Genomic DNA, 13372 nt, shown 5'->3' with positions numbered 1-13372 from the left:
TTCTCCTTGGTCCCATATGTGCCGATGTAGTCGGCGTGTATTGCGGTCCGGCGTAGGCAGCACCGGTCCGTTCCTGGTTGCGCAGCGCCACGGGATCGCCGTGCCGCCGCGCGCTTCGACAAGACGCCGGCCAAGGATCTCAGCCGATCGTCATCAAGCTTGCATTGCCACCCGCCGCCGCGGTGTTCACCGAGAGCGAACGTTCGATCAGCAAACGCTCGAGCGCGATACTCGGTTCACCGTGCGCGAGGCCCTGGACACCGACGATCGGACCCGGCCGCACCGCGATCTGCTCGCAGAGGCTGCGCAGCTGGTCCGAATCGCCATGGTGCAGGACAGCATCGAACGCGGCCTCCGCCGACGACCAGTCGGCCGCTCCAGCGAGGCGGACGCGCGATTGTACTGCCTCGGGCAGGCGTGCCAACAGACCCCGCGCGAGCGGTGTGTCGGCCCATACCGCCGACGCACCCACCGCCAGCACCGCGGCCAGTTGCACGGCCAGATCGCCCTCCTGCTGCGCCAGGCACAGCACGCGCTCGCGCGGCAGCAGCGAGTAGGTATTGCGCTCGCCGGTGGGGCCAGGCAGCGTGACCGAGAGGCCCGCCGGCGAGGCCGCCGCAAACCTGTCGCAGAGCGCGGCCAGCTCCGGCTGGCTGCCTTGCGCCCAGCCGCGCAGCGCGCTCAGGGCCGGCGCCATGGCCGCAGCGGCAGCCACCCCCGGCACCGCGCCTTCGGTTTCCGCGCGGGCCACGTCGGCCGCGCGTACCGCGCGCGCCACCGCATCCTGCGGGCACACCGACAGCAGGCGATGCAGATAGAGCGGACCGCCAGCCTTCGGCCCCGTGCCGGACAGACCTTCGCCGCCGAACGGCTGCACACCCACCACGGCCCCGACGATATTGCGGTTGACATAGAGGTTGCCCACATGGGCGCGGCCGACGATATGGGCAATGGTCTCGTCGATACGGGTATGGATACCGAGCGTGAGGCCATACCCGGTGCCGTTGATCTGACCGATCATGGCGTCGAGCGCGGCACGCTCGTAGCGCACCACATGCAGCACGGGGCCGAACACCTCGCGTTGCAGTTCCTCGATGCTGTCGAGTTCGATCAGCGTCGGCGGCACAAAGGTGCCATGGCGGCACGCCGCCGCTTGCGCGACATCCGGATCGGCCTGATGGACGCGGCGGCCCTTGGCGCGCATCGCCTCGATATGGCGCAGGATGCCGGCACGCGCGTCTTCGTCGATCACCGGGCCCACATCGGTCGACAGGCGATCCGGATTGCCGAGCGTCAGCTCGCCCATCGCGCCCTTGAGCATTTCCAGCACGCGGTCGGCCACGTCCTCCTGCAGGCACAGCACGCGCAGGGCCGAGCAGCGCTGGCCCGCGGAGTCGAAGGCGGAAGTCACGACATCGCCCACCACCTGTTCGGCGAGCGCCGACGAATCCACGATCATCGCGTTCTGGCCACCGGTTTCGGCGATCAGCGGAATCGGCCGGCCGGCGGCATCGAGGCGGCCCGCGACGTTACGCTGCAGCAGGCGCGCGACTTCGGTCGAGCCAGTGAACATCACGCCCTTGACGCGCACGTCGCCAACCAGCGCCGCGCCCACGGTCTCGCCGCGACCCGGCAGCAGTTGCACGGCACCGGCCGGCACGCCGGCCTCGCGCAGCAGGCGCACGGCCTGCGCGGCGATCAGCGGCGTCTGTTCGGCCGGCTTGGCCAGTACCGGATTGCCCGCCGCCAGCGCGGCCGCCACCTGGCCCGTAAAGATCGCCAGCGGGAAGTTCCACGGGCTGATGCAGACCACCGGGCCGAGCGGGCGATGGGTGTCGTTGGAGAACGTCTCGCGCACCTGCACCGCGTAGTAGCGCAGGAAGTCCACGGCTTCGCGCACTTCGGCAATCGCGTTCGAGAAGGTCTTGCCGGCCTCGCGCACGATCACGCCCATCAGCGACTGCATCTGCGCTTCCATCAGGTCGGCGGCGCGTTCCAGCGCGGCCGCGCGCACCTCGGGCGGCGTGGCCTGCCAGATCGGCGCGGCATTGACGGCCGCGGCAAGCGCGGCCTCGATCTCGGCCGGCGTGGCCTCGCTGACCTCGCCGACGATATCGCGGCGGTCGGCCGGGTTCAGCACCGGGGCAAAGCTGGCGCCCTCGCGTGGCACCTCGGCGCCGAGCATCGGTTCGGCACGCACCTGCTCGCTGCTGCCGGCCAGCAGCGCCGACGACAGCGACGCCAGGCGATGCTCGTTCGACAGGTCGATGCCGGCCGAATTGGCACGCGCGCGGCCATACAGCGCGCGCGGCTGCGGAATGCGCGGATGCGGCAGGCCGAGCGCGCCCTCGTCGCGATGCATCGTCTCGACCACGGCGACCGGATCGGCCACGAGATCGTCGAGCGCGATGGTTTCGTCGGCAATGCGGTTCACAAACGATGTGTTCGCGCCGTTCTCCAGCAGACGGCGGACCAGGTACGCCAGCAGCGTCTCGTGCGTGCCCACCGGTGCGTAGATCCGGCACGGCCGGCCGAACTTGCCGTTGGCCACGGTGCCCACCACCTGGTCGTACAGCGGCTCGCCCATGCCGTGCAGGCACTGGAATTCGTACTGGCCGGGGTAGTAGTTCTGGCCCGCGATCTGGTAGATGGCCGACAGCGTATGCGCGTTGTGGGTGGCAAACTGCGGATAGATGGCATCGGGTACCGACAGCAGCTTGCGCGCGCAGGCGATATACGACACGTCGGTGTAGACCTTGCGCGTATAGACCGGATAACCCTCCAGGCCGTCGACCTGCGCGCGCTTGATCTCGCTGTCCCAATAGGCGCCCTTGACCAGGCGGATCATCAGGCGATGGCGGCTGCGGCGCGCGAGGTCGATCAGGTAGTCGATCACGAACGGGCAGCGCTTCTGGTAGCCCTGCACCACAAAGCCGATACCGTTCCAGCCCGCGAGTTCGGGTTCGAAGCAGAGCCGTTCGAGCAGGTCGAGCGAAATCTCCAGGCGGTCGGCTTCTTCCGCATCGATATTGATGCCGATGTCGTACTGGCGCGCCAGCAGCGTCAGCGCCTTCAGGCGGCCATACAGCTCGCCGATCACGCGCTCGTGTTGCGCGCGGCTGTAGCGTGGATGCAATGCCGACAGTTTGATCGAAATGCCCGGGCCTTCGTAGATGCCGCGCCCGCGCGAGGCCTGGCCGATGGCATGGATGGCCTGTTCGTACGAGGCCAGATAGCGCTGCGCATCGGCCTCCGTCATGGCCGCTTCGCCCAGCATGTCGTACGAGTAACGGAAGCCTTCGGCCTCGTACTTGCGTGCGTTGGCGAGTGCCTCGGAGATGGTCTCGCCGGTCACGAACTGCTCGCCCATCAGCCGCATCGCCATGTCCACGCCCTTGCGGATCAGCGGCTCGCCGCCCTTGCCGATGATGCGCGTCAGCGCCCTGGTCAGGCCCGCCTCGGTATGCGTGGCCACCAGGCGGCCGGTCAGCAGCAGGCCCCAGGTGGCGGCGTTGACGAACAGCGACGGGCTCTGGCCCAGATGCGACTGCCAGTTGGCGCCGCTGATCTTGTCCCGGATCAGCGCATCGCGCGTGGCCTTGTCCGGGATGCGCAACAGCGCCTCGGCCAGGCACATCAGCGCCACGCCTTCCTGCGACGACAGCGAGAACTCCTGGATCAGACCCTGTACCAGCCCTTCACGGCCGCTGCCCACCTTCTGCTCGCGCAGCCGGCCGGCCAGCGTCCTGGCCATCTTGATGGCAGCGTCGGCCTGCGCCTGCGGCAGGCGCGCCTGCTCCAGCAGCACGGGCACGCATTCGCTTTCCGGACGGCGATAGGCCGAGGTGATGGCCGCGCGCAACACCGACTGCGGCTGCACGCTCTGCGCGAATTCCAGGAACGGCTGGGGCGCGAGGTCGGCGCCGCCGGCGTCATGACCGTCGGCACCGTCGGCGTCCGTCGCGCTGCTTGCGCCCGCTTCGTGCGGCACATGGCCGCGCTCGACCTGCTCCAGGTAGGCGAAGATCGCCTGCTTGATCAGCCAGTGCGGCGTGCGGTCGATGGATTGGGCGACGCGCTTGAGGCGCTCGCGCGAAGCGTCGTCGAGTTTGACGCCGAGCGTGGTGGTGGCCATGCGGAAAATCTCCGGGAGAAGCGTAACAGCGAGGAATGCCGAATGCAGGCAGACACGACGCGCGCGAGTCTGACAATGGCGGCATCTTACGCTCGGAAAGATCCGAGGTGCAACCTAGTGCAACCACTAGGTGAATCGCACCGGCAGAGGTTGCACTTTCGCCACACCCCTGCCCGGCCCGCAGCATGGGTAGCACCCGTCAGATGCGCAGCGGATCGACCTCCAGCTGCCAGCGTACGCCCCGCGCCGGTGCGCCGAGCTGGCCGAGCAGTCCCAGCCAGTCCGCGACAAAGCGTTGCAGGGTCGGGCGTGAGCCGCCCTCGACCAGCATCTGCGCGCGTTCCTTGTTGAAGATGCGCACCATCGACATTGGCACCGGATCGTGGAGTTGCACCTCGGCCGCGCCGGGGCAACTGTCGGCTGCCATGCGCGCGGCCTGAAGGAAGGCCAGCGAGCGGTCGAGCTCGGCATGCTCGGCGGTCAGCAGCACCTGGTACGCAAACGGGGGCAGGCCGGATTGCCGGCGCTCGCGCAGCTGGCTGGCGGCAAAGCCATCGTAGTCGTGCCGGACCAGCGCCTGCAGCGCCGGCGCGTCCGGATAGCGGGTCTGGATCAGCACCTCGCCCGCCAGCCCGGCGCGCCCGGCCCGCCCCGACACCTGCATCAGCGAGGCAAACAGGTGCTCGGCCGCGCGGAAGTCGTGGCTGAACATGGCGGCATCCGGATGCACGATGCCGACCAGCGTCACGCGCTGGAAGTCGTGGCCCTTGGCGACCATCTGCGTGCCGACCAGGATATCGACCTCGCCCGCGTGCACCTCGTCGAACATGGCCTGGGCGCTGCCCTTGCGGCGCGTGGAGTCGGCGTCGATGCGGGCCACGCGCGCCTGTGGAAAACGCGCAGCCAGCGCTTCCTCGATGCGCTGGGTGCCGCGCCCAAGCGGCGCGATATCGACATTGCCGCAGTCCGGGCAGTGATGAGGGACCGGTGCCTCCAGTCCGCAGTGGTGGCAGCGCAGGCGTCGCTCGGGCCGGTGCAGCACCAGGTACGCCGAGCAGCGCGGGCAGCCCGACAGCCAGCCGCAGCTGTCGCAAGCCAGCACCGGGGCATATCCGCGCCGGTTCAGGAACAGCAGGCTCTGCTCGCCGCGCGCAAGGCGGGCCGCGATGGCATCGAGCAGCGGCACCGAGAGCCCTTCGTACAGCGCGCGCTGGCGCTGGCGCTCGTGGTTGAGGTCGATCAGCCGCACCACCGGCAGCGCGGCCTCCGCCTGCGCGCGTTCGCGCAGCACGAGCTTGCGGTAGGCGCCCTGCTCGGCGCGCCACCAGGTCTCCATTGACGGCGTGGCCGAGCCCAGCACCACCGGGATAGCGAGTTGCTTGGCGCGCCAGACGGCGAGATCGCGCGCCGAATAGCGCAAGCCCTCCTGCTGCTTGTACGAGGTGTCGTGCTCCTCGTCGACCACGATCAATCGCAGGTTCGGCATCGACGCCATGACCGCCATGCGGGTGCCCAGCACGATGCGTGCCTCGCCACCGTGGGCCGCCAGCCATTGCAGGCTGCGCTCCTGGTCCGCGAGCCCGCTGTGGAGCACGGCCAGCGGCAGGTGCGGAAAACGCTGTGCGATGCGCGTCTGCAGCTGCGGCGTCAGGTTGATTTCGGGGACCAGCATCAGCACCTGCGCGGTCGGCGCGGCCTCCAGCACCGTGGCCATCGCATGGAGGTAGACCTCGGTCTTGCCGCTGCCGGTCACACCGTGCAGCAGAAACGGCGCGTAGCCGGTGGCGCTGCCGATAACGTCCACCGCGGCGCGTTGCTCGTCGTGCAGCACCGGCGCCACCGATGGGGCCTGCGCCGGCGCGATGGCGAGCAGCGGCCGCCGCACCTGCGTCGCCTCGACCCAGCCGGCCGCCTCCCATTCGGCCAGGCGCGCCGGCGCCGCGGTGCAGCGTGCGCGCGCGTCGGCCAGGGTCATCCAGCCCTCGTCCGCGAGCAGGGCCTGTGCCAGCGCATGGACGGAGCGGGCGCGTGCCGGGACGGCGCCGCGCAGCGCGTCGGCCTGGCCCGTGCGTACCCGGTACTGCGTGGTACGCGCGCGCTGACCCAGCCGCTCCCAGGTCTCGGGTTCGCGCAACGAAGGCGGCAGCGCCGGCAGCATGACTTCGCCCAGGCGGCGATGGTAGTAACGCGCGGCAAAGTTCGCGAGGGCAAGCCAGTCCGGGCTCAGCGGCGGCAGCCAGTCGATGCGCGCGGTGATCGGGCGCAGGCGTGCCTCGGGCACGTCGGTCTGGTCGGCGAGCGCCACCACGACCCCGACGGCATGGCGGCGGCCAAACGGCACCACCACGAGCTGGCCGGGCACGACCGAAGTTTCGGCCAGATAGTCGAAGCAGTCGTCGGCGGGCGTATCGAGGGCGACGCGGGCGATCTTCGGCGGCGACGACTGCGGCCATTGCAGCGAATGTTCGCCGCTTGTCTGTGGCGGCGCTGCGACGGGCGCCGCGCCGTTCGCATCGGCCACGTCGGGCGCTTCGTCAGGCGCCATGAGCGATACCTCGAAAATGCACGCGTAGTGCGCAGCGATTGTGCATGCGCCGCGCGCGCAACTGGCGTGCCGGCGACGGTGTGCAACGCAACATCAACTTAAAGTAAAACTTCAAATGTGACCCTAAGTCGATGATAGATGAATGGTTTTCCACTTCGCGCCGGCCGCCTGTGGATAACTTTGTTGAAAAGTCCCCGCCGCTGCCCCGCAACGCCCGCAAATCAAGGCTTCCACCGACATGCGCCATCCGTTTGAAGAAGATTCAAATCCTTTCAAATCAAGCACTTGCCAACATCCCCCAACGGAGTTAAGGGGTAACCCGCTCTTGCACTGCGGCAAACCTATCGGTGTGCATAAGTCAAGCCTTGACAGCCACCGGTGCGCACCTTTTTGGCGAAAGAGCGCGAAATAGTTTACTTGACAGCCTGCGCGATGCGCCTCTGGGGATACCACCCAAACGGGTGATGGCCCGTCGCTGCGGCGCGATGCGAACATGCAGCGCGCGCACGGCGGCAGGTGGCGATTGCGGGGATTGGCGGTCATCGCGGCGCTTGCGACGACGCGCGCGGCCGTCGCCATGGCTGCCGCGCCTGCGCCCTCCGCCGCCCACCGGGTGTTACGCCGTCAACCCCTCGCGCGCAGCTTGCGGCTGTAGCCGTGGACCTCATCCACCAGCACCGACACATTTTCCGGCGGCGTGTACTGCGAAATCCCATGGCCCAGGTTGAACACGTGCCCGTCGGCGCCGCCGCCCGCGGCATAACTGTCGAGCACGCCGCGTACCTGGGTGCGGATCGCTTCCTCGGAAGCAAACAGCACGGTCGGGTCGATATTGCCCTGCAGCGCGATCTGCCCGCCGGTACGGCGCCGCGCCTGCGCGAGATTTACGGTCCAGTCGAGCCCGATGGCGTCGGGGCCGATGGCCGCGATGTCCTCGAGCCACAGACCGCCACCCTTGGTAAAGACGATGGCGGGAATATGCTCGCCCGCATGCTCACGCCGCAGACCCGCCAGCACCTTGCGCATGTACGCGAGCGAAAACGCCTGGTACATGCCGTCCGCCAGCGCGCCACCCCACGTGTCGAAGATCATCACGGCCTGGGCGCCGGCTTCGATCTGCGCGTTCAGGTATGCGGCTACCGCTTCGGCGTTGATCTCCAGAATGCGGTGCATCAGATCCGGGCGGCCGTACATCATGCCCTTGACGGTACGGAAGTCGTCCGAGCCGCCGCCCTCCACCATATAGCACGCGAGCGTCCACGGGCTGCCCGAGAAGCCGATCAGCGGCACGCGCTGCTTGCCGTCACGCACCAGCGCGCGGCGGATTTCCGCCACCGCATCAAAGACATAGCGCAGCGATGCCATATCCGGCACGGCCAGCCTGGCGACATCGGCTTCCGTGCGCAGCGGGTGCGCAAAGCGCGGGCCCTCGCCCTGGGCAAACGACAGGCCGAGACCCATGGCGTCGGGCACGGTCAGGATGTCGGAGAACAGGATGGCCGCATCGAGCGGATAGCGGTCGAGCGGCTGCAGCGTGACCTCGGTCGCGTACGCGGGATTCTTGGCCAGCCCCAGAAAGCTGCCGGCGCGGGCACGGGTGGCGTTGTATTCGGGCAGGTAGCGCCCTGCCTGGCGCATCAGCCAGAGCGGCGTGTATTCGGTCGGCTGCCGGCGCAGCGCGCGCAGGAAGGTGTCGTTCTGCAGTACGGTCATGGTCGTCCTCGTAAGACCGCCTATTCTACGGGACGGGCGCCCGCCAAGGATTCGCGCGACGCTCAGATATCGTCGGCGAGCGAGCGGAACGCGTCGGCCGCGCGCCGCATCCACTCGCGCGCACGCGGCGCGTCCGGCTGGAGGCGCGCAAAACCGTGGGTCATGCCGCTCGCCTCGATGGTGACCACCGGTGCGGTGCGTCGTGCCGCACCAGAAAGTCGGCATAGGCGAGGCCATCGTCACGCAGCACATCGTTGGCCGCCACCATCACCACGCTTGCGGGCGGCGGGCGGCGTGGCGGCCGCGCCATCAGGTGAACGCGCGGGTCGGTATGGGTCGCGCCGAGATCGAGCGCCTCGGCGCCGATAAATTGCGTCCAGTACCACTGCATCTCGTCGCGTGTCAGACCCGGCCCGTCGGCAAAGGCGCGATAACTCTCGGTGCTGAGCACCGGTGCGGCGACCGGATAGATCAGCAACTGCGCCTGGACCAGGTCGGCATCGGTCTCGTCATTGACCGTGGCGGCTGCCTGCGCGGCCAGATGGCCGCCCGCGCTGTCGCCAGCCACCGCAAGGAAACCGGGATCGCACCCAAGCGCATCGCGCTGCCCGGCCAGCCAGCGCACCGCGCCGGTGGCATCGTCGCAAGGCGCCGGAAATGGATGTTCGGGTGCCAGGCGGTAGTCGATGCTGGCCACGGCACAGCCGGTGTCGGCCGCGAGCAATGCCGCGACCGTATGGTGGGTACGCGGCGAACCCACCACCCAACCGCCGCCGTGGAAGTAAGCGATCAGGCGCGGGCGCGCAACGCCCGCGGGGCGAAACAGCCGTCCGGAGAGGCTGACGCCGGCGAGCGGCAGCGTCAGTTCGGTAACGGCCATGCCGTCGGCATCGGCCCATTGCGACGCGGTGGCTATCTCGTCGAAACGCGCACGGCGTGCGGCCGGTGTGACCGCGGCCGGTTGACCGGCATAGCGTTCGGCCATGCGGTGGTAGTAAGCGAGCAGTTGGGGATCGATGGCCATGGCGGGAAGGGGGAACGGTAGGACGCGTGCGGCAGTTTACCGCCTGGCCCGCCTGGTCGGCGCGCCACTGCGCGCGATGCAGGCTGCCGCCGGGAAGGCAAGGTGTACCGATAACCGTTTCGAATCGTAACCGTAGATGCGTTATCGCACACAATTACTGGTCCGACAAAATCCTTATCCCCCAAAAGTAGGGTCCCGCAAATATTGAAGCGTAAAAAACGTAATGCATTCAGTACGCTAGCGCCAAAATGTCTTAACATGGAAGGCGCTACAAAATGCGAATGAAAGTGGCGAAGTGTTAGCGAGAATCGCTCTGAAGTGGCCAGTTCGCCGGATTTTTCGTCCTCGGCCTTTCAACTTCTTGCAAAACGATACATTTTGTTACTGCCTTACCCTAAAGTTTCCCCCACAATGCATTGACACACCCGAGATCGTGTGTGGCGATACCGCCGGCAAAGCATTGATTCAAGGCATTGATTCAAAGCGTTGATTCAAAGCGTTGATTTATAAGGTGCGAGCCAGGCTGAAGAAAGCCCGAATTAGATTTATCTGCGTAGTAACCGGGATTTAATCCGGCACAGTTACCCAAGCAGTAACCGAGCAGTAACCGAGCAGTGACCCGAGCAGCAACCTGATTACCCGGACCAGCAGACATTGCAAGCCGCTGGCCCGGACCACCAGGAAGACCGGTGACGCGAGGCTTCGATAGAACGAGCTCAGGGATCGATCGTAGAGATCAGTCTTAGAGATCGCGAGCCTTTGTGATGGACGAGAGTCCCGTGGACAAACGTCCCATGCGTCTATTGAAATCGACGTCTTTGATAAAAGCGTCTTTTCTAACACCCGTTGACCTGGATCGAACCCGTTCCTTCGAATTGACCCCTCGAAGGGATTTTCCCGTCCGCGCGGAGCCTCCCCGGCCCGCGCGCTTTTTTTTGGTCCAGGCAAAGCAATATAGCGTTGCTCTGTGAAAAAAGGCAGCCGTGCGGCTGCCTTTTTCCATGTCGCACCCAAAATACAACAGGTGCGGTTCCCACCGCCGCGCAAAGCGCCGCGCGTTACTTCTTCCGACGCAGACGAGCGATCGCAGCCAGTTGTGCGGCGGCCACGGCCAGTTCGCTCTGAGCGCGCGCAAGATCCAGATCGCTGCTCTGGTTTTGCATCAGCTCCTCGGCCGCACGCTTGGCTTCCTGCGCCTTGGCTTCGTCCAGGTCGGTGCCGCGAATCGCGGTATCGGCCAGTACGGTCACGTGCTTCGGCTGGACTTCGAGAATGCCGCCGGCCACGAACACGAACTCTTCGCTGCCGTCTTCCTTCTCGATCCGCACCGCGCCCGGCGTGATGCGCGTGATCAGCGGCGTATGGCCGGGCAGAATGCCCAGCTCACCCGTTTCACCGGGCAGCGCCACGAACTTCGCCTGACCGGAGAAGATCGACGCTTCCGCGCTGACGACGTCTACAAGAATGGTTGCCATGTGAACTCCTTTGTCCAATCGCGTTGCCCTGCGCGGTGCCGCGCGCACCATGCATCCGATACGTACGGCGCGTCACCGCTTTCGTCCCGCCAGCGGCGGGAACGACAGGCAAGGCTTACTGGAGCTTCTTGGCCTTCTCGAAGGCTTCGTCGATCGTGCCGACCATGTAGAACGCCTGCTCGGGCAGGTGATCGCATTCGCCGTCCACCAGCATCTTGAAGCCGCGGATGGTTTCCTTCAGCGGCACGTACTTGCCCGGCGAACCCGTGAACACTTCCGCCACGTGGAACGGCTGCGACAGGAAACGCTGGATCTTACGCGCACGCGACACCGCGAGCTTGTCTTCCGGCGACAGTTCGTCCATACCCAGAATCGCGATAATGTCGCGCAGTTCCTTGTAGCGCTGCAGGGTCTGCTGCACGCGGCGGGCCACTTCGTAGTGTTCCGTACCGACGATTTGCGGATCCAGCTGGCGCGAGGTCGAGTCGAGCGGGTCGACGGCGGGGTAGATACCCAGCGCGGCGATGTCACGCGACAGCACGACGGTCGAGTCCAGGTGCAGGAAGGTCGTGGCAGGCGACGGATCGGTCAAGTCATCCGCCGGCACGTACACGGCCTGGATCGAGGTGATCGAGCCGGTCTTGGTCGACGTGATGCGCTCCTGCAGCTTGCCCATTTCCTCGGCCAGCGTCGGCTGATAGCCCACGGCCGACGGCATACGGCCCAGCAGTGCCGACACTTCGGTACCGGCCAGCGTGTAGCGGTAGATGTTGTCGACGAAGAACAGGATGTCGCGGCCTTCGTCACGGAAGCGCTCGGCCATGGTCAGGCCGGTCAGCGCCACGCGCAGACGGTTGCCCGGCGGCTCGTTCATCTGGCCGAACACCATGGCCACCTTGTCGAGCACGTTCGAGTCCTTCATTTCGTGGTAGAAGTCGTTCCCTTCACGGGTACGCTCGCCCACGCCGGCAAACACCGACAGACCGCTGTGCTGCTTGGCGATGTTGTTGATGAGCTCCATCATGTTCACGGTCTTGCCCACACCGGCGCCACCGAACAGGCCCACCTTGCCGCCCTTGGCGAACGGGCACACCAGGTCGATCACCTTGATGCCGGTTTCCAGCAGGTCGACCGACGGCGACAGTTCGTCGAACCTCGGCGCCTTCTGGTGAATCGCGCGCTTTTCGTCCGCGGCGATCGGACCGGCTTCGTCGATGGGACGACCCAGCACGTCCATGATGCGGCCCAGCGTACCGTGGCCAACCGGCACGGAGATGGGGGCGCCGGTGGCCTTCACCGACATGCCACGGCGCAGGCCGTCCGACGAGCCCAGGGCGATGGTACGCACCACGCCGTCACCGAGCTGCTGCTGCACTTCGAAGGTCAGGCCCTTCTCGGCGAACGAACCCGTGTCGCCGGCTTCTTCCAGCACGAGGGCGTCGTACACCTTCGGCATGGCATCGCGCGGGAACTCGATGTCCACCACGGCGCCAATACACTGCACAATATTTCCGATACTCATTTCGTATCTCCGATAGCTTGAATTCTTGACGCCTTAGACCGCCGCCGCACCGCTGACGATTTCCGACAGCTCCTTGGTGATCGCTGCCTGACGGGTCTTGTTGTAGACCAGTTGCAGTTCGCCGATCACGTTCTTCGCGTTGTCGGATGCAGCCTTCATGGCCACCATGCGCGCCGATTGCTCGGACGCCATGTTCTCGGCCACCGCCTGGTACACGAGCGCCTCGACGTAGCGGACGAGCAGTTCCTCGACCACGGTCTGGGCGTCCGGCTCGTAGATGTAATCCCACGAGTAGGCGCGCTTTTCGTCTTCGGTCTGGCTCAGCTTGTCGGCCGCCAGCGGCAGCAGTTGCTCGACCACGGGCTCCTGCTTCATCGTGTTGATGAAGCGCGTGTACGCCAGGTACACGGCATCGACTTCACCGTTGGTGAAGGCGTCGAGCTGGACCTTGATCGCGCCGATCAGCTTTTCCAGATGCGGGGTGTCGCCAAGATGCACGACATGCGAAACCACCTTCGCGCCGATACGGCCGAGGAACTGCATGCCCTTGGTACCGATGGCGGTGGACTGCACGTCCACGCCGCGGCCCTGCAGGGTCTTCAGCTCGTTGGTCACCGCACGCAGCACGTTCGTGTTCAGGCCGCCGCACAGGCCCTTGTCGGTCGTCACCACGATCATGCCGGCGCGCTTGACGTCGCGCGCCTGCATGAACGGATGCTTGAACTCGGGATTGGCGGAAGCCAGGTGCGCCGCGATGTTCCGCACTTTCTCGGCGTAAGGACGGGCATTACGCATCCGCTCCTGCGCCTTGCGCATCTTGGATGCGGCGACCATCTCCATCGCCTTGGTGATCTTGCGCGTGTTTTGCACGCTCTTGATCTTGGTTCGAATTTCTTTCGTTCCGGCCATATCTTCCTCTCCATTCGTGCCGTGCCGCGCGCCCTTGCGGGCCACGCGC

The 13372-nt window shown here is 66.4% G+C and carries 6 protein-coding genes and 1 pseudogene; all 7 read right to left on the bottom strand.

What is annotated here, in order from left to right; all coding sequences use genetic code 11:
• Positions 1–139: 139 nt before the first annotated feature.
• The 7 genes and pseudogenes from putA to atpG all read right to left on the bottom strand — a co-directional run bounded on the left by putA (position 140) and on the right by atpG (position 13323).
• On the bottom strand, positions 140–4135 hold the full coding sequence (gene putA, locus DFLDMN_RS13025; protein ID WP_423195366.1) for a trifunctional transcriptional regulator/proline dehydrogenase/L-glutamate gamma-semialdehyde dehydrogenase: 3996 nt from the start codon (positions 4133–4135) through the stop codon (positions 140–142).
• 199 nt (positions 4136–4334) lie between these two features.
• Positions 4335–6680, bottom strand: a complete 2346-nt coding sequence (locus DFLDMN_RS13020; RefSeq protein ID WP_423195365.1) for a primosomal protein N' — start codon at positions 6678–6680, stop codon at positions 4335–4337.
• 624 nt (positions 6681–7304) lie between these two features.
• On the bottom strand, positions 7305–8393 hold the full coding sequence (hemE, locus tag DFLDMN_RS13015; RefSeq protein ID WP_423195364.1) for a uroporphyrinogen decarboxylase: 1089 nt from the start codon (positions 8391–8393) through the stop codon (positions 7305–7307).
• A gap of 62 nt (positions 8394–8455) precedes the next feature.
• Positions 8456–9417, bottom strand: a pseudogene (locus DFLDMN_RS13010) (alpha/beta hydrolase).
• Between the two features lie 1058 nt (positions 9418–10475).
• On the bottom strand, positions 10476–10892 hold the full coding sequence (locus DFLDMN_RS13005; RefSeq protein ID WP_423195363.1) for a F0F1 ATP synthase subunit epsilon: 417 nt from the start codon (positions 10890–10892) through the stop codon (positions 10476–10478).
• Between the two features lie 115 nt (positions 10893–11007).
• Positions 11008–12414 (bottom strand): F0F1 ATP synthase subunit beta, encoded by a 1407-nt coding sequence (gene atpD, locus DFLDMN_RS13000; protein ID WP_423195362.1) that lies wholly within the window; start codon positions 12412–12414, stop codon positions 11008–11010.
• A 33-nt stretch (positions 12415–12447) separates the two neighbouring features.
• The gene (atpG, locus tag DFLDMN_RS12995; RefSeq protein WP_423195361.1) at positions 12448–13323 is read right to left on the bottom strand and encodes a F0F1 ATP synthase subunit gamma; all 876 of its coding nucleotides are present in this window, start codon (positions 13321–13323) and stop codon (positions 12448–12450) included.
• Positions 13324–13372: the final 49 nt, after the last annotated feature.

The sequence above is a fragment of the Cupriavidus sp. H19C3 genome (genome assembly GCF_049393815.1).
Lineage (GTDB): Bacteria > Pseudomonadota > Gammaproteobacteria > Burkholderiales > Burkholderiaceae > Cupriavidus.
The sequence above is the reverse complement of the archived record's forward strand: the minus strand, read 5'-3'. Positions and strand labels throughout refer to the sequence as shown.